Below are 22,072 nucleotides of genomic sequence, written 5' to 3'. Positions count from 1 at the left end.
GCTGAACAATGGCACTGCTGAATCAATTGGAGGAATTGGCTCAAGAAGCAGCAAAAGCAGCTGACACTGAGATAATAGCACCTTTCTCTTTTTCTGTTGCGGGGCTGGATCATCCGCATATCTACAGTATGGTGCAAGGACTCTTGGATGCAGGAGCACAGCTGATGCACATCTATGACAGGAATCACGATCAGGCAAATGCTCTTCACCACAAATTCAGAACAGGAAACGTTGTCTCAGAGCTATCGCAGATCCTGCATAGCGAAGTGGATTTGGTGGCAACAAGCATTGTGCCATCCGAGCGCGGAACCTTAGGAATTCAAGTGCTGGAGCATAATAAGCATTTCCTTTCAGCAAAGGCACCTTTTATAAAGCTATCTCAATTGCATGCAGCTGAGGAAGCAGTGCGCCGTACAGGAAAGAAATGGGCTGTATTTTATAGTGAACGGTTGGCTGTGGAAGCAGCGGTGCTGGCAGATAATATTGTACAAGAGGGGTTGATTGGAGAACTTTATCAGCTCACTGGTTCGGGGCCGCACCGGTTGCAGGCAGGCACAAGGCCGGATTGGTTTTTCGATCCGCAGAAAAATGGCGGTATTCTTTGTGATATTGGTAGTCACCAGATTGAGCAGCTGCTTCATTATGCAAGAAGTAAAGAAGCAGAGGTACTGCATAGTAAGGTAGCAAATTATGCCCATCCACAATTTGGTTCATGGCAGGATTTCGGAGATGCAACACTTGTTACGAACACAGGTGTCAGCCAGTATTTTCGTGTGGACTGGTTCACACCTGATGGACTTCGGGTTTGGGGAGATGGACGAACGGTGCTGCACGGCACAAACGGGTTTGTGGAACTGCGAAAATACACGGATTTAGCACGCTCGGCAGAAGGGGATCATCTTTATGTAGTAACGGAAAAGGAGGAAGTGTATTTTTCGGCTAAAGGAAAGATAGGAGTTCCGTATTTCAGACAATTAATTACTGATTGTCAGCAGGGGACGGAATCAGCAATGAGTCAGGAACATACTTTCCAGGCTGCGGCTCTGGCAATCCAGGCACAGGAGCAGGCAATCAGCCTGACAAAGGCAGGGGAAAAGCAATGAAGCAAGCTATCGTTCTAATTGGGATGAATGGATACGGTGAGCATTACTTGGATGCATTGCTGAAGCGGGAGGACATCACATTCGCTGGTATCGTGGAAATCCATCCGGAGAAAAGCAGTCTTTTGGAACAAGTAAAGCAGCGTGGAATCCCGATATTTTCTGCGCTGGACGTCTTCTATCAAAACAATCAAGCGGATCTAGCCATCATCGCCACACCTATTCATTTGCATACAGAGCAGGCGATCTTTGCGTTACGACATGGCTCAAATGTTCTTTGCGAAAAACCGATTTTTGCCGATATGCGGGATCAAGTGAAGTGGGAGCAGGCTATTTCGGAATCAGGGAAGTGGGCTGCGATTGGTTTCAACTGGTCGTTCACTAACCCAATTTTAGAGCTTAAGAAAGATATACAGAAAGGACTCTATGGGAAGCCGAAGCAGATGAAAACAATGGTGCTGTGGCCGCGAGATGAAGCATATTTCTCCCGTTCATCTTGGTCGGGGAAGCTGATGGCACAGGATGGACGGCAAATACGTGATAGTGTAGCCAATAATGCAGCTGCTCACTTCATCCATAATATGCTTTTCGTGCTCGGACATGAGCTGCAAGAAACAGTGAGAGTCAAACGCCTGGAAGCAGAACTGTATCGGGCAAACGATATCGAAACCTTTGATACATGTGCCATCCGTCTGCAAACGGAATCTGATTGTGAGCTGCTTTTTTATGGATCTCATGCAACGGCAACAGAGCAAGGTCCTCAATTCTTATACACTTTTGAAAAAGGCTATATTGTTTATGATTGTGATCTCAATCAGGGCATCGTCACGGCATATACGGATGATAGTCAGGAAAAGATCTATGGAAATCCGCAGGCAAATCACCTGAATAAATTGGATTATTGCATCGCTGCACTTACAGATGGCAGGGACATTCCGTGCACATATGAGACCGCGTTAGGTCATGCGGCGATTATTGAAGCATTGCACAAGAATATCCCGACTGGGCAGCCTTTCCCCAAAGAAGCAATCAAACAAATGGCAGGTAAGCTTCAAACAGTCATCGATTTAGAACAGACGATGAATGCGTGTTTTATGAGTGGAAAGCTGCCGCATGAATTACAAATACCGTGGAGCAAACCCGCAAAACAGGCTGATGTGGTTCTGACACTCCAGAAAGGAAGCGTCTGATCACATCCTGCTGAACGTTGTAATTTGTAAGCGCTTTATAAAACCTTTTGGAGGGTGAAACATGAATCGAGCGAAAACGACGTGGCTAATTCTTGCTGTTCTACTGCTTAGCATAGGTGTGCTGATGGTTGTCGCTCCGGCTACAGATGCTGCTGGCCAGGAGACGAGAGAGCTGACGATGGGGCATATCCATAATCCAAATAGTCCTGTTTATGCGAGTCTGGAGGAATTCAGCGGGGAGCTGGAGCAGCGTACAGACGGTGTATTGACGACAGATATTTATACGGAAGGCGGGCTTGGTGACGAAAGGGTAATGCTGGAGCTTGTCCAGAATGGGGTAGTCGATATGGCTAAAGTGAATGGCGGAGTGCTGGAGAGCTTTTACTCTGATTTCTCTGTTTTCAGTTTGCCTTATGTATTCGAAGATGAGGAGCATTTCAAACGAGTTATGCAGTCAGATATTGTGAAAAACTTATACGAAGAGCTGGAGGCTATCGGTTTGCATGGTATCGCTTATTACGATGCTGGTGCAAGGAGCTTTTATACCGCAGACACACCGATTGAGAAGCCGGAAGACTTGCATGGACTGAAAATACGTACGATGACGAATACAACATCAATTCGAACGATGGAACTTCTTGGTGCGTCTCCAACACCACTTCCTGCACCGGAAGTATATACAGGGCTACAGCAAGGCGTCATTGACGGAGCAGAAAGTAGTCCGATTGCACTTACCGATGCAAACCATGGTGAGGTAGCTAAATACTTTTCTTACGATGAACATACACGCATTCCGGATTTTCTCATTATGAGTGAGAAGACATGGGATAGTCTGAGTCCGGAGCAGCAGCAAGCAGTAGAAGAGTCTGCTGCAATTTCTTCGGAGAATCACAATGCGCGTTGGAATCAGCTGATCGAAGAAAGTATTAAGCAAGCAGAAGATGAAATGGGAGTTACCTTTAATGAGCTTGATCAGGAGCCTTTCAAGGAATTAGTGCAGCCGCTGATCGAAGAAAGACGAGAAGACCCGGAAGTTGCGAAAGTGCTGGATGACATCGAGGCGTTACAGTAAATGAAGAGGAGCTGAACAAGGTGGAAAAAGTACGGTATTGGGTTGATAGATGTATTTTGCTCGTGACTTGTACGCTAACCGTCTTCTTAGTCGCAGGTGCAATATGGCAGGTCTTCACTCGATTTGTCCTGCAGAATCCGAGCGTTTTCACAGAAGAGGTGCTGCGATTTTCCTTCATCTGGGTCGGATTGCTTGGAGCCAGTTATGCTTTCGGGGTGAAAGAGCACATTGCACTAACGTTCTTGATGTCCAAATGGAAACATGCAAAGGATAAAAAAGCTGCTGAGCTTATTATTGAAGTGACAGTACTAGTGTTCATGGTGATTGTCTTTATTGTTGGCGGGACACAGCTGATGCTTGCATCCATGACGCAGACTTCACCGGTTCTCGGTCTGCCGATGGGCTATGTATATGCTGCATTGCCATTGTCTGGCGTACTGAGTGTGTATTACATAGTCACGAACCGACTGATGGCACGTAAAGAAGCGGCTAGAGGGAGGGATGCAGCATGACGAGTGTCGTTCTTGCAGGGATCGTCTTGTTCGCTTTATTCTTTCTCTTGATTTTCTTCGGTGTTCCTATCGCAATTAGCATTGGCTTGTCATCGTTGGCAGCTGGAGCGATGCTGCTGCCATTTGATGAGATATTAATGGTCGTTTCGCAGCAATTTGTCGCTGGGATAGACAGCTTTGTCTTGTTATCTCTTGTCTTCTTTACATTGGCAGGAAGCATCATGAATACAGGCGGCATCGCTTTGCGTCTAATCAATTTGGCCAAGCTGTTGGCAGGACGACTTCCTGGTTCCTTGGCGCACACAAACGTCATCGGGAATACGCTTTTCGGAGCTCTATCTGGTTCTGCCATTGCTTCTGCTGCGACAATGGGTAAAATCATGGCGCCAATGCAGAAGAAAGAAGGCTATGATCCATCATATTCAGCAGCCGTCAACGTAGCTTCTGCACCAGCCGGTTTGATTATCCCGCCTAGTGGCACCCCGATCTTGTATTCTGTCCTCAGCGGAGGAACATCAATTGGGGCATTATTCATAGCCGGTTATTTGCCAGGAATTCTGATGTCTGTCTTGATTATGGTTACTGCTTACATAGTTGCAAAAAGGAAAGGCTATGCAGTATCTGAACCAATACGTTTCTCGCAGGCTGCCAAAGTTGTTTTGGATGCCATTCCGAGTCTGATGCTGATTGTAGTCGTGATCGGCGGAATTTCCTTTGGAGTCTTTACGGCAACAGAAGGAGCAGCTGTAGCAATCCTCTATGCAGTGGTGCTGAGCTTGATTTACCGTAGCCTTAAATGGAAGGATATCCCGGTGATTCTTCGTGATACAGTCATGTTCTCGGGTGTTATCCTGCTGTTGATTGGAGCTTCAGGAGCTATGTCCTGGATTCTATCGTACTCCAAGCTGCCGCAGATGCTTTCGTCCGGTATACTCGATTTCAGTGGTAATGCAGCAGTACTAATGCTGATAATTATCCTGATTCTATTGCTTGTCGGAACCTTCATGGATATCGCACCAGCCTTGCTGATTTTTACGCCTATCCTGCTGCCGGTGGCGTTGGAGTTCGGTGTTGATCCTGTCCATTTCGGTACAATCATGTCGATGGGACTTGCTATCGGTACGATTACACCGCCGGTTGGAACGGTGCTCTTTATTGGATCCAAGGTCGGCAATGTCACAGTAGAGCAAATGACAAAGCCATTGCTGCTGTTCTACATCCCTGTGTTCCTTGCTTTCCTTGCAGTAGCCTATATACCGGCACTGAGTCTATGGCTGCCGGAGCTTATGGGTGTACTGGGTAAATAGGAAACAGGCCTTCTCGCAGAAGGCCTGTTTTTTTGTTAAAAGCAGCTAAATGCTGCAACTCGTCTGAGGTCGATGCCAAAATACTGCCAGCGGAACTGCTGCGGGCGCCAACGGAAGCCGGCGATGGAAGTGCGGCCGACAAATACTGGGTAGTACCAGAAGCGCTGCCCGTTCTCAAGCTGCATGTAAGTGTATCTGAAAAGACAGAAACGGATTCCACCCGGATCTACAGCAAAGGCAGAAGGACCACCTGTGCCTACAGACTGCAGCTGAGGAATTTGAGATGGAGGAGGCCCAGGAGGTCCGAATTGCCCCTGCTGTCCGCCACCTTGCCCGCCACTTCCTGGAGGAGGTCCGCCTGGAAAGCCGCCTTGGCCGCCCCCGAAGCCAGGTCCGCCTGAGCTAGGACCACCGAAGCCAGGTCCACCGGGACCGCCAAAACCAGGTCCACCTGGAAATTGAATTTGTCGTTGTTGGTTTTGCTTTTCATCGTTTTCGTTGTACATCATCATTCTCCCTTCTTGCTTCTTCTTCATCGTATGTAGGCATCTGTGCAAGGGTAGCTTGCCTATGTTATTTTTCTGGTTTCTCTTATACATGGCTTGGGTATAGCTCTTAAAACAGGAGAGGAAGACGATTATGGCCGATAAACAAGGAGCCAAACGAAAAGCAAGGGAGACTAAGGAAGAAACAAAACCATGGATTCGGAGATTCGGACGTATCGGGTATATGTCTCAGGGAATCGTCTATGCCCTCATCGGTGTTCTGGCACTCTTAGCTGCCCTTCATGTGGGAGGAGATACAACTGACACAGGTGGTATGCTGCAAAGACTAGCAGGATTACCATTTGGAAACGTTTTATTATGGTTGATTGGAATTGGATTGATAGGATATGTGTGCTGGGATGCAATACTTGCCATCAAGGATCCGAACAAGGAAGGAAACGGGACAAAAGGAATTATTGTTCGCATAGGCTATGGTGTCAGCACCATCATATATGCCAGCATTGCATTTAATGCACTGCGTTTTGCTGCCACGAATCAAGGAAGTGGCGGGGGGAGCGAGCAATCCCTAACTGCAAACCTTCTTACATATCCCTTAGGACAGTGGCTGGTTGCAGCTGTCGGACTTATTATTATCGGATACGGTATCTATGAATTTTTCAGTGGTGTGTCGGGAAGTTTTATGAATCGATTCAAGACAGGAGAAATGAATAAACACGAGAAACGGGCGGCTCGCCATGCAGGTCGAATTGGTCTGATAAGCAGAGGCATTGTGTTCGGTATAGTTGGGTTCTTTTTCGTCCTGACTGCTATCCAGTCTGATCCAGATGAAGCCAAAGGGCTGGATGGGGCGCTAGCAGAAGTTTCGCAGCAGCCATTTGGACGCTGGCTTCTAGCAATCGTATCTGTTGGATTCATTCTATTCGGAGTATACAGTGTCATCCGAGGTCGCTACGAAAGCATGAGCTTTGGGAAAAATGCATAATAATATTATTATTTTTCAAAAAAAGGGGAAAGCTACGTAAGCAGAAGAGTGAAAGGGCTTTTATTATGTCTTTTTTTCGAATATATAATAGGAAATGAAAAAAATCATTAACGCGTGTGAAATAACTTTTGACAAGTTCTCCAAGTAGGAGTAAAGTTGTAGATGGATATTTTGAGCAATTTGTGAACGTACAGTTGTGAACAAATTCACAACAAAGTATAATGTTTACGTATAAATATAATGCATTACCATAGCAAAGGAGAATACGTTATGTCAGAAACAAACGAAAGTGTTAGCCAGAGCCAACAAGACCTAGCTGCGCAATTGCTAAAACCTGAAGTACAAGAGTCATTGACTTCTTTGATTGAACAGCTTCCAAAAATCAATGAACTTGTGAACGCTTTGACTGCTTCTTACGATTTCGCACACGCTGTAGCAACAGATGATGTGTTGAAATCCGATACAGTAGGTGCTATTACAGAAGTACTTCACCCAGTGACAGATTCAGTGAAATCAGTAGCTCAAACTGCGATTGAAGCAAAAGACCGCGCAGAAGCAAGCAACGAAACAATCGGTTTGTTCGGTTTGCTTCGCCTGATGAAGGATCCACAAGCACAGAAGATGTTCCGTTTTGTTCAGAGCTATCTTGAAGTTGCGAACGAAAAAGAAAAACAAAAACAAAAATAAGAGCTTAAGGTAAGGACGGAGGATTAAGTATGGCAAAGAATATCGTTATTTTAGGCGCCGGTTATGGCGGAGTCTTAGCCGCTCAAAATGTACGTAAGTATTACACTAAAGCACAAGCGAATGTAACACTTATTAATAAAACACCTACACACCAAATCATCACTGAGCTTCACCGTCTTGCAGCAGGCAGCATTTCTGAGCAAGCAGTGGCAATGCCTGTAGAGAAGCTTTTGAAAGGTTTGGATGTAGACTTCAAAGTAGCAACAGTAGAAGGCTTTAATGTCGACAAGAAAGAAGTTGTTCTTGCAGGCGGAAATACGCTTTCTTACGATGCTTTGGTAGTAGGTCTTGGAAGCAAGACTGCTTACTTCGGTATCCCTGGATTGGAAGAAAACAGCCTTGTATTGAAATCAGCAGATGATGCAAATAAAGTATTCAACCAAATCCAAGATAAAATTAAAGCATATGCAGCATCTAAAAACCCTGCAGACGCGACAATCCTTATCGGTGGCGGCGGTCTGACTGGTGTTGAGCTCGTCGGCGAAATCGCGGACAAGCTTGCTTCTTACTGCTTGCCTCACGGTGTAGATCCAAAAGAAATCAAGCTTCAGCTTGTTGAAGCTGGTCCTAAGGTTCTTCCAATGCTTCCACAGCATCTAATCGACCGTGCGCAATCCAGCTTGGAAAAACGCGGCGTAGAATTCTTGCTTGGCTTGCCTGTAACGAACGTGGAAGGCAATGTCGTAGAATTGAAAGATGGTCAGAAAATCGAAACGAATACATTCGTTTGGACAGGTGGCGTACAAGCGCTTCCAATGGTAGCTGAATCAGGATTGGAAACAGATCGCGGTCGTGCGACTGTGAACAATTTCCTTCAGTCTAAGAGCCATCCAGATGTATTTGTTGTCGGTGACAGTGCTGTATACTTTGGTGAAGACGGTCGTCCTTGGCCTCCAACAGCACAAATCGCTTGGCAGATGGGCGAGCTAGTAGGTTATAACCTATTTGCTTTCCTTGAAGGCAAAACAATGGAAAACTTCAGCCCGATCAACTCCGGTACACTTGCAAGCCTTGGCCGCAAGGATGCTGTAGCATTCATCGGTGCTAACCAAACACCATTGAAAGGTCTTCCTGCTACAATGATGAAAGAAGCAAGTAACATCCGCTACTTGACTCACGTAAAAGGACTATTCAGCTTAGCTTACTAAGCAGAACGAAAGCACCTCCCCGTTGGAGGTGCTTTTTTTGTGTGTTACGAAATGTCTAAGATACTGATCATTTCTCTTATTTTTCCAGTTATAATGGAAGTCTAGGAGGAGAGATCATGCTTTTTTTCATTCGTTTATGGAAGAGCGTTACAGGGTTTAATTTTCTTTCAATAGCTTTAGCATCCGTCCTTGTTGTGCTGGTAGGAACCGTCGGTATTCATCTAATCGAGAGAGATAATTTTCCGTCATTGTTCGATGGGTTTTGGTGGACGATGACGACTGTCACTACAGTCGGATATGGAGATTTTTATCCAGAGACGATACCTGGAAGACTGCTGGGGATCTTTTTGTTCCTGTTCGGAATAGGTGTAATTGGAGTATTGATTGGGAAAATCGTTGACGGTGCTTCAGCGTATAAGCGCATGCAAAGGGAGGGGAAACTGATGATCAAAAAGAAGGGACATTATATTTATATCGGCTGGTCAAAAAAGGTGAAAAGATCAATCGAGGAAGTACTGGCAAGTGAAAAGAATGCTTTTATTGTCGTCGTGGATGATACGAAAGAGCATCCATTCGATCACGAACAAGTTGCGTTTGTACAAGGAGACCCTTCAGATGAAGCAACTTTGATTCATGCGAATCTTCTGGAAGCAGCGCGCGTTGCTGTATTCTCTGATCCTGAATTGGAATCTACACTACTAGCAGATGCCAAGACACTCTTGATAGCTTCAGCGGTCGAAGGGCTTTCCAAGAAAGAAAATACCAATATACATACTGTTGTAGAAATCAATAATGAAACACATATACCTAAATTTGAGCATATATCCATTGATGATTTTATTCTATCCAATGATTCTGTTTCCCTTCTGATGGCGAAGGCTGTAATGGCACCGGGAACATCCAATCTGTTCCGTCAGCTGTTGAGCAAACAATATGGAACGAATATTTATGAAATACAACCAGATTCTATTTGGAAAACATATCAAGATGCACAAGAAGAGCTGACAAAAGAGGGAATAGTCTTGCTTTGTATCAATCAAGACATGAACTATCTCAAAGAAAGGGAGACTTCCCTTCGGACCGAAGATCGGCTGTATATCATAGCAAGTGATGAAGCTTACGAAAAAATTTCAAGAAGTATTGTGCAGTATCCTTTTACATGATATTATAGAAAAAATTTACAAGCGATGAAGTGGAACAGTAGAGCATGTAAACTCTTTCTACAGAGAATCCCTGCGATGGTGAAAAGGGTGAAGGAGCCAAGCTTGAACAAACCGCAGAGCTGTTTGCCGGATGAAGATGATGGCAGGCCGGGAGTGCCCGTTAGCGCACAAGGGTCTACGCAGCAATGTGTGTACTTTTTGAGCCTGGCTGGGTGACCTGCTGGGGAAACTAGGGTGGCACCGCGACGGTATCTCGCCCCTAAGATGACAATCTTGGGGGTGGGATTTTTTTATTTGCTTCACTTCAAACAGAGAGAGGGGAATGAAGATGAAGAAATACCGTTTGCGTGCTATCGGAATGCTGATTGCAATTGCATGTGCATCCTGTGGGGAATGGCTGTATTTGATCGCTTTGAATTTAAAGGTATACGAGCAGGCAGATCGTGCTGCAGCAGCTGTTGCAATCCTTTATATGATCAAGCCAGCAGCTGGATTACTGATGAACAGCTGGGCTGGCAGTATTATTGATCGACTGGATAATAGGAAGTTGATGATCCTGTTGTATGTTATAAGGATCTTAGGAATAGCCGGGATGATCATGGCTACTTCCCTGTGGCAAATTTATGTGCTGGTTTTCTTCGTTGCAGCTGCAGGAGCCATTTTTGAGCCTGCCAGTTTACCGTATATAACTGGGTTAATCCGAGAACGACACTGGCAGAAATTCAATTCGTACCGTGCTATTGCGGATGGCAGTGGCTTTGTATTAGGTCCGGCGGCTGCAGGGATTTTAGTAGGCACAGGATCTGTTGAGGTTGCGCTGGGCGCTAATATAGTATTACTGCTGGTAGCTGTTAGTATATGTATCGCTTTACCATCTGTAAAAGTTATCTTGGAAGAAAGGCAGGAGGGGAGATGGCTGAACATTTGGAAAGAGGATTGGCGTCTTGTTACAGCTTTCAGTAAAAAGTTCGTCATGCTGACCGTATTGCTACTGCTGTTCAGCTGCATCACTGTCATGACTGCGGCCATCGATTCCATGGAAGTTGCTTTTTCTGCAGAAGCAATCGGATTATCAGAACCAGCTTATGGGCTGCTTGTAAGTATTGCTGGAATCGGTTTTATTTCGGGTTCAGTACTGTTGACTATCGTAAGTCGCCATTTCCGTTCCATACAGCTGCTTACTTATGGGGCAGCCGGAGGAGCCTTAGGATATGTACTGTTTGCTTTTTCTCAAAGCTTTTTCCCAGCAAGTGCAGGTGTATTCATCTTATCCGGTGCGCTAGCTTTTGCGAATGCTGGATATGTAACTTATATGCAAGAGCATGTTCCAGTCGAAAAAATGGGTCGTATGCTGAGTATGTATCAATCGATAGAAGCAATTTTAATTATCGGGATGACAGCAGGTTTGGCTGGTATCAATCAGCTGACGAGTGTAGCAGCAGCAGTGCAGACTGGCTGTTTGATCATGCTGTCGCTGACGATCTTTTTAGCCATAATTAGCAAAAGAGCATTAGTTCGAGAAAAAGCCTAATATCCTTCTGGATACCAGGCTTTTTCTTATATGCGTTTACTAAACCTTATAAAACCAAGCCGCACGCAGCACCGAGAAATACGATAGCCCATGCTGGAACTTTCCAAAAAGCGAGCAAGCTGTAAAAGATAGCAGCAAGTGCAATATCAGTGGCTGTATGAATCGTCGATGACCAAATGGGGATGAAGAATGCACTGATCAATATTCCTACAACTGCAGCATTGATCCCGGCAAAGGCCTTACGGAAGCTGCTGTTTTTCTGCAGACTCGTCCAGAATGGCAGAGCTCCGATTAAGAGCAGAAAGGCTGGAAGGAAAATAGCTGCAGTAGCTAGTAATCCACCTTGCCATCCGTAAAGCACGGTCCCTAGATAAGCTGCAAATGTAAAGAGCGGCCCGGGGACTGCTTGAGCAGCTCCGTAACCTGCAAGAAAGTCTTGCTGGCTGATCCAGCCGCTTGTGACGAATTCGCGCTCCAAAAGCGGAAGGACGACATGACCGCCCCCGAATACGAGTGAACCTGCACGATAGAAGCTGTCAGCCATCGCAAGCAACGGAGCATCTGTTATCGCGCGCAGCATAGGAAGTCCGGCTAATAAAAGCAAAAACAGACTCAGGCAAATTGCACCGGCCTTCTTACTGATAGAAATGTTTAAATGACCAGATTCCTTATCGTTCTGATTCGGGTGCAGCAATAAATATCCAGCACCGGCTGCAAGTAATATGGCTAGTAGCTGCGCCAATTGATGGGACCATAAAAGCGTGAGCGCTAAAGCGGCTAATGCAATTCCCTTCGTTATGGGATTTGATGTGAGCTTCTGGCTCATTCCAAGTATGGCATGAGCAACAACGGCAACAGCGACGAGCTTTAACCCTTGGATCCATCCAGCATCTGCAAGGTTTGTTTGTCCAAGTAATAGAGCGAATAAGATGAGTATAAGGACAGAAGGCAGAGTAAAACCGATAAACGAGATAATACCTCCAAGTATACCGCCTCTTATAATTCCAATACCGATTCCGACTTGACTGCTGGCGGGGCCGGGGAGGAACTGGCTTAATGCAACTAGATTTGCGTATGCCTGTTCACTGAGCCATCTTTTGTTGCGCACATATGCATCCTGAAAGTATCCGAGGTGAGCAATAGGTCCGCCGAAGGAAGTGCAGCCTAAGCGGAGCGAAATAAGAAATATTTCGAGAAGAGCTGATAATTTTCTTTGGTTATTTGTCATATTTAGTGCTCCTTTCCATATATTAATCGATGGTGCAGTGTGAAAGGTGTTATAAAAATTCATCTGTACTATAACATTTCCCTTTACTCTAGTGCTTCATAATTTACGATAACTTTATAAAAAAATTGCAGATCACATTCTTGACAGGTTAAACAAAAAAAATTATTATTATCTAGACCAATCGTTATAATTTAAGGGGTGCAAGGTTGTATGGAGCAGTGAAAAAGAAGGAAAGCACAAAAGAACTCATCTTACGTACCGCTTCGGAGCTGTTCCAGCGACAAGGCTATCACGGCACAGGCTTGAATCAGATCATTGAAGAAAGCGGTGCTCCTAAAGGATCGCTGTATTATCACTTTCCTAATGGGAAGGAACAGATTGCTGTAGAAGCAATCATGCTCATGAAGAAGCATGTATTAGAAGGAGCGGCTAAGGATTTAAACGAGAAGGACACTGCAGCAGAGGCTTTTCAATATCATATCCATAAGATTGCCCATGATTTTGAAAAAAAACATCAAATGGATGGAGTTCAAATCGGACTGATTGCTTCTGAGACGGCAGCTACTAATGAAGCTCTGCGAAACAGCTGCCAGCATGCCTATGCGGATTGGCAGGCATTATATGCAGATCGATTGATCACCTTTGGCTATGAAAAAGAAATGGCAAAAGATTTAGCTGTTACGATAAATGCTTTGATAGAAGGGGCCGTAACCCTGGCTCTGACAAGTGCATCAGGAAGCCCACTGTATAGTGTGGCGAAACAGCTTCCGTCATTACTTAAACAATAATTCCACATTGGAGGAGAAAGCTTTGCAAATGGATAGTAATAATACAGCTTCAACAGCTGTGAACAACAGCAATATCAAAGCTATGCCAATCATCATCTCATTCTTGATTGCTGGTTTTGTCGGTCTGTTTAGTGAGACAGCGCTGAATATTGCGCTGCAGAATATTATTAATGGGTTTGGTATCTCAGCATCTTCAGCTCAATGGCTGACTACGGGTTATCTATTGACACTTGGTGTGCTCGTGCCAGTTTCTGGTTTAATCATGCAATGGTTCACGACACGTCAGCTATTTTTAACATCTTTGGTCTTCTCAATTATCGGTACTATCATTGCTGCCGTCGCACCAACATTCACCGTGCTGTTAATCGCACGAATTGTGCAGGCAGTAGGAACTGCGCTATTGCTGCCGCTAATGTTCAATACAATCCTAAACATCATCCCGCCTCATCGACGCGGTAAAGCAATGGGATTGATCGGATTAGTTATTATGTTCGCGCCTGCAGTAGGTCCGACAATCTCAGGTTTAATCATTGATAAAATGACTTGGCATTGGATTTTCTGGTTCTCCTTGCCATTACTAATAGTTGCATTTGTTTTCGGTGCATTCTTCATGCAAAACGTAACACAATTGACGAAACCGAAAATCGATATCCTGTCTATCATCTTATCCACTATTGGTTTCGGCGGAGTAGTTTATGGCTTCAGTCATGCTGGTGAAGGCGGCGGTTGGGGTGACCCAATTGTAATCGTTTCTATTGCAGCCGGTGTCTTGAGTCTTATCTTATTCTCTGTTCGTCAGGTTAAGATGGATCAGCCGATGATGAACTTGAATGCATTTAAATATCCGATGTTCGTATTAGGCTTAGTACTGATTTTAGTAAGTATGATGGTTATGCTTTCTTCTATGATCTTGCTGCCATTGTACTTGCAAACATCTCTAGCGCTTACACCGCTAGTAGCCGGATTGACAATGCTTCCGGGCGGAGTTATCAATGGTTTGCTTTCACCTGTCATGGGGGGACTATTCGATAAATACGGACCAAGATTCCTTGTTACTCCTGGTCTTATCATTGTCACTTTGGTTATGTTCGGGTTCTCTACTATTTCTCTAGACACGTCTACTGGCTTCATCATTGGATTGCATATCGCTTTGATGATTGGTATCTCAATGATCATGATGCCAGCACAGACAAATGGCTTGAATCAGCTGCCTCCTAGTCTGTACCCAGATGGAACAGCTATCATGAACACATTGCAGCAGGTTGCTGGTGCAATCGGTACTGCTGTAGCGATTTCTATCATGACAGCTGGACAGAAGAGCTTTATGGAAGATGCAGCTAATCCACAAGATCCAGCTACAATGATTCAAGCATTCACTGAAGGTGTCCAAAGTTCGTTTATCTTTGGTATCATTGTTGCTATAGTTGGTGTGGTCATCAGCTTCTTCATCCGACGAGTGAAAGTGGATCATCAAGCAAATTAATTAAAAACCTGCCGTATATTCGGCGGGTTTTTTTGTGTGGAAAATTAAGGTATGATAAGTGGGTAAACAGGAATTGGGGGTAATGTGTTTGCTTGCAATTGAACAATTAAAAGAAATAAAAGCACTTCAGCAAGTAGTAGAAAGATACGACAGTATAGATCTGAAGCTTAATTGGGATATGCTTGAGAACAGAAAGGAAGAGGAGCAGACTGATTTTCTGTCATATGATTCGGGCCAGCTTGTTGGTTTTTTTGGATTATATAGTTTCGGGAGCAAAATTGAGGTATGCGGTATGGTGCATCCAGATTACCGCCGGAAAGGCATCTTCGGTAGGTTATTCCAGAACAGTCATCCTGCCCTGGAAAAAGCTCGACACATACTGCTGAATGTCCCGGCAAACAGTGAATCAGGCAAGTTATGGTTAGATTCAATAACGTGTACATATGAAGAATCAGAGTACATGATGAAATGGGAGGGAAAAGAACTTCCTGATTTGGATGAATCAATCTGTTTGCGACCTTCTTTTAAAGAAGATATCGAAATGAAGATAAAATTAGATGTCGTCTGCTTCGATTTCCAAGCGGAGGAAGCAAAAATGTATAATGACCGTTTGGAAAAGGACGGATTTCAGAAGGAGTTTTTCATGATTGAGGTGGAAGATAACACAGTCGGGAAAATCCGTATCCATCATGAGAAAGAACGAAGTGAGATATATGGTTTTGCTGTTCTGCCAGAATTCCAAGGAAAAGGATATGGGGGAAAGGCTCTGCGGGAAGCTGTGCGGATGGAAGCTCAGCGGGGACAATCAGTCTATTTGGAGGTCCAGCCTGAGAATGAAAAGGCATTGTCTTTATATACGTCGACCGGATTTATAAAGGAGAGCCAGCAGGATTATTATCTTTATTCTATATAAAAAGGCCGCCTTAAGGGCGGCCTTACTTTATTTTTGCAATAGACGATTAATGCTCACCATTTCGACGCACAAGCATAGTACATCGATGGCTTTTTTCAGTTCTTCAGTCGGCGGCAGTGTTGGTGCAATACGGATGTTCCGGTCATATGGATCTTTGCCGTAAGGGTAGGTTGCACCTGCGCCAGTCAAGGTTACACCGGCTTTCTTGGCAAGCTCTACGACATCCTTGGCGCAGCCTTCCATTGTGTTCAAGCTAATGAAGTAGCCGCCTTTCGGATTCGTCCAATCGGCTATGCCTTTATCACCCAGCTTCTCTTCCAGGATTGTAAGGACAGTCTGGAATTTTGGCGCAATGATTCCGGCGTGCTTTTTCATATGGGAAGAGAGTGTGTCTTTATCTTTCAAAAACGCTACGTGGCGCATCTGATTCAACTTATCCGACCCAATTGATTGAACAGATAGATGCTTTTTATAGAAAGTTATATTCTTTTCGCTGGAAGCAAGAGCAGCAACACCAGAGCCTGGGAAAGTCACCTTGGAAGTAGAAGTGAATTCCATGACACGATCCGGATTCCCCGCTTCTGCCACTGCTATCATGATATTTTTAAGTTCATCTGGTTCTTCTGTAAGATGATGCACGATATATGCATTGTCCCAGAAAATCCGGAAATCATCTGCAGCCGTCTGCATGCCAGCAAGACGATCAACAACAGCATCGGAGTATGTAAAACCATCCGGATTGCTGTATTTAGGTACACACCAAATGCCTTTGATTTGCGGATCCGCTGCAACGAGCTTTTCCACTTCCTCCATGTCAGGACCTTCAGGAGTCATTGCAACAGGAATCATCTTGATACCTAATGCTTCGCAAATTGTGAAATGACGATCATAGCCAGGGCTAGGGCAGAGGAATTTCACGTTGTCTTGTTTGATCCATGGTGTTGCTTCCTCGGATACACCATGAAGCAGGAATTGAACGATAGAATCATGCATCAAAGTCAAACTGCTGTTTCCGCCGACGATTACTTGCTTTGGTTCAACATCTAGGATAGAAGCGAAAAATGCCTTTGCTTCTGGAATACCGTCCAATACACCATAATTTCGGGCGTCCGTTCCATTTTCCGTTTTAACTGTGCTGCTTGATGTGATAATATCGAGCATCGGCTGGGAAAGATCAAGCTGTTCGGTACATGGTTTCCCGCGGGACATATCCAGCTGCAGCTGCTGACTGGCGATCGCCTCGTATGCATCCTGCAGCGTATTGTATTTCTGTTGTAACGCTTCATTCGAAAGATCTTGATAATTAGCCATGGTTGCCGCCTCCGTTGCATATTTTTCAAAGATTATCTTAACACGAAAAGAGTGGAATTCCTAACGTGTTCGAATTATTCTATTAATATTACAAAGAAAGGAATGGGGGTTAAGGAAATGGGAAATGTTTTTACAAGAATCGGAGAAAAGGTAAGTGATTATCCGTTGTTTGCAGCGGAGTGGGAAGAGCGGGCTCGCGAGATTCTTCCAGCTGGTCCCTTTGGTTTTTTGCAAAGCGGAGCTGGAGATGAAATGACACTCGGTCATAATCGAGAAGCATTCAGCGAGTACGACATCCTGCCGCGCGTACTGCGGGATGTTTCAAATGTCGATACTTCTATTAAGCTGTTCGGGCAGTCGCAAAGTATGCCGGTGATGCTGGCACCGGTAGGGTTCCAAGGAATCTTTCATTCACAGATGGAGCTTGGCAGTGTGAAAGCTGCAGCAGCTGCTGGTATTCCGTTTGTTGCAAGCACTGTTACATCTGCTTCCTTGGAAGAGATTGCTGCCGCAGCACCTGAAGCAGTGAAATGGTTCCAATTGTATTGGTCGAAGAATCGTGATTTAACTGCCAGCATGGCAAAACGAGCAGAGGAAGCGGGCTATAAGGCAATTGTAGTAACGGTCGATACAGGACTGCTAGGCTGGCGGAAACGCGATTACCGGAATGGATATTCACCGCTAAAGCTGTTAAAAGGAGCAGCAAATTACATAAATGACCCTGTTTTTAAGAAACTGGTACCAGAGCTTACAGAAGAGCATGTGAGAGAAGCGATACTGGAGAATATTCATCATCCGAATCTTACATGGGATGATTTGTTATTCCTGCGGGAACAGACAAGCTTGCCGATTGTTGTGAAAGGTATCTTGCACCCAGCAGATGCCAAGCAGGCAGTCAAATTAGGAATGGATGCTATCGTTGTGTCCAACCATGGCGGAAGACAACTTGATAGTGCCATTGCTTCTTTGCGTGCATTGCCCGCTATTGCGAAAACAGTAAATGGAGCAGTGCCGATATTAATAGATGGCGGTGTGCGGAGTGGAGCAGATGTATTCAAGGCAATTGCCCTGGGAGCTGACAGCGTCCTGATTGGCCGGCCTTATGTATATGGACTCGCAGCTGGCGGACAAGCTGGGGTAAGCCGGGTGATCGAGGATCTGCGAACAGAGCTACAACTGACCTATTCATTGTCAGGAGTGTCATGCACGAAGAACATTGATGCAGCTTATCTAGTAAAGAGGTAGGGAATAGTAATTTTAGAGGTGAAACTATGCGGACACAAACACATACAAAGAAAAAACGGACGAAAGCAACGATTGCAACCGTCCTGCAATACGTATTAAATGTAGCCTTAATTCTTTTGGCTATCGCTATTACCATATTGCTAGTGAAGGAATTGATTGATATTATCACCAACTCCTTGTTTAATGAAGGCAATACTTCCCGACTGGAATTCTTAAATAATATCCTCGTATTTTTTCTGTATTTTGAGTTTATTGCTATGATCGTAAAGTATTTTCAGGAGGATTATCACTTTCCAATCCGTTATTTTCTTTATATCGGTATCACAGCATTGATTCGTCTTATCGTCGTCTACCATGAGAGTGCGCTTAATACATTGTTTTTCTGTGGTGCAATTCTCATGCTTGTCATTTGTTATTTCATCATGAATAGAGCTAACGAAAGATCAAAGAAAGAAGACTTCTGAAAAGAAAAGCATACTGCTTTAAGAGCTGGTATGCTTCTCTTTTTTTGGAAACAGGGTATAGCTGAAGCTGATAATAAAATCAATACCGAGAATAATCGACCAGATGCGCAGGACGCTGGTGAGTGCTTCTGTCCGAACCGGGTCATTGATCCAATAGGTGACGGCGAGCAATAAACCAGCACCTATGATGTATGCAAGCAAGTGCTGCAGCCAGCTCTTCGCTTCTTTTCTTGCATGCTCTTTTCCGTAGAATTTCTTTGGTTTCTCACCTTGTTTTGTGATGTAATAGGCAAATCGCTGATCGGCCCAGCGTATCATAGATTTTCCATATGCAAGGCTGACGCCGATGTAGATAGCGGCAATGGCATGGGCGTTTGTTGCTGTTGCCCCGCGAGCTAGATCAAATCCAGTGGCTGCAAGAAGTGTGAGGTCAATTAAAGGGGTTGCTCCGAGCAGGATTATACCGACTTTAGGTAGTTTAAACACATAGCGAGCGATCAGCCCGGCAGCAATAAAAACCCAAAAACCGACTTCACATAGAATGATTAAAACAATAATGCCGTTCATTTTTCATCTCCTTTTATAGTACAGTTGTATTATTATGCTAACACGGGAGCTTTTGTGATACAAGCGTATTAAATAAATTGATTTCAAATAAAGTTTTTGCTAGAGTAAAGCTATGCCAAAAAAAATAGATCATGAAGCAAGAAAACAATATATAGCCAAAGCAACTTGGAAGGTCATTATGGATGGCGGGATAGAGGCAGCCTCTGTACGGAATATTGCCAAAGAAGCCAATTTGTCACTTGGTGCGCTGCGCCATTATTTCACGACGCAGGAAGAACTGCTTCACTATGCGATGGAGCTTGTTAAAGCCCGCTGCGAAGCTAGAATCATGCAAGTGATTCAACAGGTGCTGCAGCCAAAACAGCTTGTAACAAAGGTTTTATTGGAGCTTATTCCAATTGATAAGGAAACAATGGCAGAAATGCAAGTATGGTTTATGTTCACACTGCATTTTAAATACAAGCAAGGAGACGCTTTCCGCCAAACAGATGGTATCCGGGAGACTGTGCAACGTTTGTTAATATTCCTTTCTGAAAGTGGAAACATGAAAGAGGGGAAAGATCTGCTGAAGGAAACGGAAAAACTATATGCTCTAATTGATGGATTAGCTTTTCACCGTTTCATTGATCCTGAGAATTTTTCCGGCGAATATGCTGCAGAAATTCTAACCGAATATGTAGATGATTTATGCCAGGAAGAAAAGAGGAGCAATTGATGCTCCTCTTTTTTTAGTTAAAAAAGAGTGCCAATTTAACTAAAATTTATAGATTCAATTTTGCGGCGGGTGTAAATTGGATAATAAAAATGACATACTAATCTTATATGTTATATACTTAGAAACCTTGATATCATGGAAAAAATTTAATTATTTTTTTTGAGCAAAATGATTCCATTATAAAAATGTTAGTAGTAGAATGAGTGTCAGAAACTTTTTTAAGTTTTTTAATTAAATAAACTAACTGCAACACGAGGAGGAAAAAGTAGTGGAGTCAACATTAACAGCACAACGTTATTACGTGAATGGCGAATGGAAAGAAAGCACCACAGGAAATGTCGTAGAAATCATGTCTCCGTACAAAGAGGGTGTCGTCGGTACTGTGCAGGCATTGTCTCAGGAAGAGGCAGCAGCAGCAATCCAATCTGCGAAGCAAGTACAGAAAGAATGGGCAAAGGTTCCTTTGCAGGAAAAAGCAAATCTGCTTTATAAATGGGCGGATGAACTTCTTGCTATGCAGGATGAACTTGCACAAACAATGATGCTTGAAGTTGGTAAGAGCCTGAAGGATGCCAAAAGCGAAGTACAGCGGACTTATGACTATATCCGTTATACTGCGCAGGAAGCATTGCACACCAATGGCGAGAGCATGAGAGGCGATCGTTTCCCAGGTGGATCCAGCTCCAAGGTTGGTATTGTGGACAGAGTACCGTTAGGTGTCATCCTGGCAATTTCGCCATTCAACTATCCAGTAAACTTGTCAGCATCCAAACTGGCTCCAGCACTTATTTCCGGTAATACGGTCATCTTCAAGCCTGCAACACAAGGCGCTCTAAGCGGTATCAAGATGATGGAGGCGTTCGACCGAGCTGGCTTCCCAGCAGGTGTCGTCAATATCGTCACTGGCCGCGGATCTGTCATCGGTGACTTCCTTGTGGAGCATAAAGATATTAGCATGGTTTCCTTCACTGGAGGAACTAAAACTGGTGAAAACTTGGCGAAAATCGCTGGCATGAAGCCTGTCGTTCTTGAGCTTGGCGGTAAGGATCCTGGTATCGTCCGCGAAGATGCGGATCTTGATAAAGCTGTGAAGAATATCATCAGCGGAGCATATTCTTATTCAGGTCAGCGTTGTACAGCAATCAAGCGTGTACTTGTTCATGATAATGTGGCAAATGACTTGGTTGCAAGATTGCAGGCTGAAGTGGAAAAATTAGCTGTCGGATCTCCAGAAGACGGCAATACAGTTGTTCCATTGATTGATAGTAAATCAGCAGACGGCGTGCAAGCGTTAATCGATGATGCTTTAGAAAAAGGCGCAACACTTATTGCAGGTAACAAACGTGAAGGCAATTTGATTCATCCGACATTGCTTGATCATGTAACCGAAGATATGGATGTTGCATGGGTAGAACCATTCGGTCCGGTACTGCCTGTCATCCGCGTTGGATCTGATGAGGAAGCAATCGAGATCGCCAATAAATCCGAGTACGGCTTGCAAGCTAGCATCTTCACTCGTGATGTAGATAAAGCCTTCTATATTGCGAACGAATTGGAAACAGGCGCTGTCCAAATCAATGGACGCACAGAGCGTGGTCCTGACCACTTCCCGTTCCTTGGAGTAAAAGGTTCTGGTATGGGAACGCAAGGTATTGCGAACAGCATCCTTTCCATGACAAGAGAAAAATTGACTGTATTGAACTTGGATAAATAAAACATAAAAAAAGAGGAATCCCGCGGGGATTCCTCTTTTTTTATGTTTAGTCTTCGTCGATGATTGTAAGTTGACGAGTTTTCTCAGCTATTTCTTCTGGATCAACAGTGATACGGTTGACTCCAGTATCCATCGCTGCTTTTGCTACTGCTTTCGCAACAGCTGGTGCAACGCGTGGATCAAATGGAGCTGGGATAACGTAGTCTTCGTTCAAGTCGCTTTCGTCGATTAGCTCGGCAATTGCTTTTGCAGCTGCGATCTTCATTTCTTCGTTAATGCCAGTTGCGCGAACATCTAGGGCACCACGGAAAATACCAGGGAATGCAAGTACGTTGTTCACCTGGTTCGGGAAGTCAGAGCGTCCAGTACCGATAACACGTGCACCA

22 protein-coding genes and 1 other annotated feature are annotated in these 22,072 nt (G+C 44.5%); of the genes, 17 read left to right on the top strand and 5 right to left on the bottom strand.

All coding sequences use genetic code 11. From position 1 onward, the window contains the following. The first annotated feature begins 8 nt into the window (after positions 1 to 8). From CHH58_RS15500 to CHH58_RS15480, 5 genes are all read left to right on the top strand, one after another. Positions 9 to 1,103, top strand: a complete 1,095-nt coding sequence (locus tag CHH58_RS15500; RefSeq protein ID WP_249275155.1) for a Gfo/Idh/MocA family protein — start codon at positions 9 to 11, stop codon at positions 1,101 to 1,103. Then, the gene (locus tag CHH58_RS15495; RefSeq protein ID WP_095262778.1) at positions 1,100 to 2,290 is read left to right on the top strand and encodes a Gfo/Idh/MocA family protein; all 1,191 of its coding nucleotides are present in this window, start codon (positions 1,100 to 1,102) and stop codon (positions 2,288 to 2,290) included. The genes CHH58_RS15500 and CHH58_RS15495 overlap by 4 nt, the downstream gene beginning before the upstream one ends. A gap of 61 nt (positions 2,291 to 2,351) precedes the next feature. Beyond that, positions 2,352 to 3,362, top strand: a complete 1,011-nt coding sequence (locus CHH58_RS15490) for a TRAP transporter substrate-binding protein (protein WP_095261433.1) — start codon at positions 2,352 to 2,354, stop codon at positions 3,360 to 3,362. Positions 3,363 to 3,382: 20 nt separating this feature from the next. Beyond that, positions 3,383 to 3,874 (top strand): TRAP transporter small permease, encoded by a 492-nt coding sequence (locus CHH58_RS15485; protein ID WP_170937660.1) that lies wholly within the window; start codon positions 3,383 to 3,385, stop codon positions 3,872 to 3,874. Then, the gene (locus CHH58_RS15480; RefSeq protein ID WP_095261432.1) at positions 3,871 to 5,181 is read left to right on the top strand and encodes a TRAP transporter large permease; all 1,311 of its coding nucleotides are present in this window, start codon (positions 3,871 to 3,873) and stop codon (positions 5,179 to 5,181) included. Before CHH58_RS15485 ends, CHH58_RS15480 begins: the two co-directional genes overlap by 4 nt. Positions 5,182 to 5,216: 35 nt before the next feature. Here CHH58_RS15480 and CHH58_RS15475 read toward each other — a convergent pair whose 3' ends face one another. Next, positions 5,217 to 5,690, bottom strand: a complete 474-nt coding sequence (locus CHH58_RS15475) for a hypothetical protein (RefSeq protein ID WP_430980849.1) — start codon at positions 5,688 to 5,690, stop codon at positions 5,217 to 5,219. A gap of 130 nt (positions 5,691 to 5,820) precedes the next feature. Between CHH58_RS15475 and CHH58_RS15470 the strand changes: the two genes are divergently transcribed. From CHH58_RS15470 to CHH58_RS15450, 5 genes are all read left to right on the top strand, one after another. Then, complete coding sequence (locus tag CHH58_RS15470; protein ID WP_095228480.1) at positions 5,821 to 6,669, top strand: DUF1206 domain-containing protein; 849 nt, start codon at positions 5,821 to 5,823, stop codon at positions 6,667 to 6,669. 270 nt (positions 6,670 to 6,939) lie between these two features. Beyond that, the gene (locus CHH58_RS15465) at positions 6,940 to 7,356 is read left to right on the top strand and encodes a DUF1641 domain-containing protein (protein ID WP_095228482.1); all 417 of its coding nucleotides are present in this window, start codon (positions 6,940 to 6,942) and stop codon (positions 7,354 to 7,356) included. Between the two features lie 29 nt (positions 7,357 to 7,385). Further along, on the top strand, positions 7,386 to 8,564 hold the full coding sequence (locus CHH58_RS15460; RefSeq protein WP_095228484.1) for an NAD(P)/FAD-dependent oxidoreductase: 1,179 nt from the start codon (positions 7,386 to 7,388) through the stop codon (positions 8,562 to 8,564). Between the two features lie 116 nt (positions 8,565 to 8,680). Further along, positions 8,681 to 9,727 carry an ion channel gene (locus CHH58_RS15455; protein WP_095262777.1) on the top strand — a complete coding sequence of 349 codons (1,047 nt, stop codon included), beginning with the start codon at positions 8,681 to 8,683 and terminating at the stop codon, positions 9,725 to 9,727. Between the two features lie 15 nt (positions 9,728 to 9,742). Continuing rightward, positions 9,743 to 9,991, top strand: a binding site (T-box leader). Between the two features lie 64 nt (positions 9,992 to 10,055). After that, positions 10,056 to 11,258 (top strand): MFS transporter, encoded by a 1,203-nt coding sequence (locus tag CHH58_RS15450; RefSeq protein WP_170937659.1) that lies wholly within the window; start codon positions 10,056 to 10,058, stop codon positions 11,256 to 11,258. A 46-nt stretch (positions 11,259 to 11,304) separates the two neighbouring features. Here CHH58_RS15450 and chrA read toward each other — a convergent pair whose 3' ends face one another. Continuing rightward, positions 11,305 to 12,486: a chromate efflux transporter gene (gene chrA / locus CHH58_RS15445; RefSeq protein WP_095261429.1), complete on the bottom strand. Its 1,182-nt coding sequence runs from the start codon at positions 12,484 to 12,486 to the stop codon at positions 11,305 to 11,307. A gap of 218 nt (positions 12,487 to 12,704) precedes the next feature. Here chrA and CHH58_RS15440 point away from each other — a divergent pair, with 218 nt between their 5' ends. From CHH58_RS15440 to CHH58_RS15430, 3 genes are all read left to right on the top strand, one after another. Beyond that, positions 12,705 to 13,274 (top strand): TetR/AcrR family transcriptional regulator, encoded by a 570-nt coding sequence (locus tag CHH58_RS15440; protein WP_095228514.1) that lies wholly within the window; start codon positions 12,705 to 12,707, stop codon positions 13,272 to 13,274. Between the two features lie 28 nt (positions 13,275 to 13,302). Continuing rightward, positions 13,303 to 14,757, top strand: a complete 1,455-nt coding sequence (locus CHH58_RS15435) for a DHA2 family efflux MFS transporter permease subunit (RefSeq protein WP_095228492.1) — start codon at positions 13,303 to 13,305, stop codon at positions 14,755 to 14,757. A gap of 88 nt (positions 14,758 to 14,845) precedes the next feature. Then, on the top strand, positions 14,846 to 15,670 hold the full coding sequence (locus tag CHH58_RS15430; protein ID WP_095262775.1) for a GNAT family N-acetyltransferase: 825 nt from the start codon (positions 14,846 to 14,848) through the stop codon (positions 15,668 to 15,670). A gap of 27 nt (positions 15,671 to 15,697) precedes the next feature. Here the strand turns inward: CHH58_RS15430 and CHH58_RS15425 are convergent, their stop codons facing one another. After that, positions 15,698 to 16,981, bottom strand: a complete 1,284-nt coding sequence (locus CHH58_RS15425) for an aminotransferase class I/II-fold pyridoxal phosphate-dependent enzyme (RefSeq protein ID WP_095262774.1) — start codon at positions 16,979 to 16,981, stop codon at positions 15,698 to 15,700. 117 nt (positions 16,982 to 17,098) lie between these two features. Here CHH58_RS15425 and CHH58_RS15420 point away from each other — a divergent pair, with 117 nt between their 5' ends. Continuing rightward, positions 17,099 to 18,226, top strand: coding sequence for an alpha-hydroxy acid oxidase (locus CHH58_RS15420; protein ID WP_095261426.1), 1,128 nt, complete (start codon positions 17,099 to 17,101; stop codon positions 18,224 to 18,226). Positions 18,227 to 18,252: 26 nt separating this feature from the next. After that, a complete protein-coding gene (psiE, locus tag CHH58_RS15415; protein WP_095228500.1) occupies positions 18,253 to 18,690 on the top strand; it encodes a phosphate-starvation-inducible protein PsiE in 438 nt (145 codons plus the stop codon). An 18-nt stretch (positions 18,691 to 18,708) separates the two neighbouring features. Here psiE and CHH58_RS15410 read toward each other — a convergent pair whose 3' ends face one another. After that, positions 18,709 to 19,257 (bottom strand): hypothetical protein, encoded by a 549-nt coding sequence (locus CHH58_RS15410; protein WP_095233660.1) that lies wholly within the window; start codon positions 19,255 to 19,257, stop codon positions 18,709 to 18,711. A 112-nt stretch (positions 19,258 to 19,369) separates the two neighbouring features. On the opposite strand from CHH58_RS15410, the gene CHH58_RS15405 reads away from it, so the two are divergent. Together CHH58_RS15405 and CHH58_RS15400 are read left to right on the top strand one after the other, a co-directional pair. After that, positions 19,370 to 19,972: a TetR/AcrR family transcriptional regulator gene (locus CHH58_RS15405; protein WP_095228503.1), complete on the top strand. Its 603-nt coding sequence runs from the start codon at positions 19,370 to 19,372 to the stop codon at positions 19,970 to 19,972. A 268-nt stretch (positions 19,973 to 20,240) separates the two neighbouring features. Further along, entirely contained in the window at positions 20,241 to 21,686 is a 1,446-nt protein-coding gene (locus CHH58_RS15400; RefSeq protein WP_249275154.1) for an NADP-dependent glyceraldehyde-3-phosphate dehydrogenase, read from the top strand. A gap of 46 nt (positions 21,687 to 21,732) precedes the next feature. On the opposite strand, the gene CHH58_RS15395 is transcribed toward CHH58_RS15400, so the two are convergent. Beyond that, the coding region (locus tag CHH58_RS15395) for a malic enzyme-like NAD(P)-binding protein (protein ID WP_283162800.1) at positions 21,733 to 22,072 on the bottom strand (340 nt) is incomplete at its 5' end.

The sequence above is a fragment of the Terribacillus saccharophilus genome (assembly GCF_002272745.1).
GTDB lineage: Bacteria > Bacillota > Bacilli > Bacillales > Amphibacillaceae > Terribacillus > Terribacillus saccharophilus_B.
This window is presented reverse-complemented; position numbering and strand designations above follow the sequence as displayed.

What these genes read in the sequence shown, in the direction of transcription:
- CHH58_RS15410 (WP_095233660.1), bottom strand. Translation starts at nt 19,257, where the DNA reads ATGAACGGCATTATTGTTTTAATCATTCTATGTGAAGTCGGTTTTTGG.
- CHH58_RS15405 (WP_095228503.1), top strand. Translation starts at nt 19,370, where the DNA reads ATGCCAAAAAAAATAGATCATGAAGCAAGAAAACAATATATAGCCAAA.
- CHH58_RS15475 (WP_430980849.1), bottom strand. Translation starts at nt 5,690, where the DNA reads ATGATGTACAACGAAAACGATGAAAAGCAAAACCAACAACGACAAATT.
- CHH58_RS15495 (WP_095262778.1), top strand. Translation starts at nt 1,100, where the DNA reads ATGAAGCAAGCTATCGTTCTAATTGGGATGAATGGATACGGTGAGCAT.
- CHH58_RS15480 (WP_095261432.1), top strand. Translation starts at nt 3,871, where the DNA reads ATGACGAGTGTCGTTCTTGCAGGGATCGTCTTGTTCGCTTTATTCTTT.
- CHH58_RS15425 (WP_095262774.1), bottom strand. Translation starts at nt 16,981, where the DNA reads ATGGCTAATTATCAAGATCTTTCGAATGAAGCGTTACAACAGAAATAC.
- CHH58_RS15455 (WP_095262777.1), top strand. Translation starts at nt 8,681, where the DNA reads ATGCTTTTTTTCATTCGTTTATGGAAGAGCGTTACAGGGTTTAATTTT.
- CHH58_RS15460 (WP_095228484.1), top strand. Translation starts at nt 7,386, where the DNA reads ATGGCAAAGAATATCGTTATTTTAGGCGCCGGTTATGGCGGAGTCTTA.
- CHH58_RS15500 (WP_249275155.1), top strand. Translation starts at nt 9, where the DNA reads ATGGCACTGCTGAATCAATTGGAGGAATTGGCTCAAGAAGCAGCAAAA.
- CHH58_RS15490 (WP_095261433.1), top strand. Translation starts at nt 2,352, where the DNA reads ATGAATCGAGCGAAAACGACGTGGCTAATTCTTGCTGTTCTACTGCTT.
- CHH58_RS15470 (WP_095228480.1), top strand. Translation starts at nt 5,821, where the DNA reads ATGGCCGATAAACAAGGAGCCAAACGAAAAGCAAGGGAGACTAAGGAA.
- CHH58_RS15450 (WP_170937659.1), top strand. Translation starts at nt 10,056, where the DNA reads ATGAAGAAATACCGTTTGCGTGCTATCGGAATGCTGATTGCAATTGCA.
- CHH58_RS15420 (WP_095261426.1), top strand. Translation starts at nt 17,099, where the DNA reads ATGGGAAATGTTTTTACAAGAATCGGAGAAAAGGTAAGTGATTATCCG.
- CHH58_RS15465 (WP_095228482.1), top strand. Translation starts at nt 6,940, where the DNA reads ATGTCAGAAACAAACGAAAGTGTTAGCCAGAGCCAACAAGACCTAGCT.
- CHH58_RS15435 (WP_095228492.1), top strand. Translation starts at nt 13,303, where the DNA reads ATGGATAGTAATAATACAGCTTCAACAGCTGTGAACAACAGCAATATC.
- chrA (WP_095261429.1), bottom strand. Translation starts at nt 12,486, where the DNA reads ATGACAAATAACCAAAGAAAATTATCAGCTCTTCTCGAAATATTTCTT.
- psiE (WP_095228500.1), top strand. Translation starts at nt 18,253, where the DNA reads ATGCGGACACAAACACATACAAAGAAAAAACGGACGAAAGCAACGATT.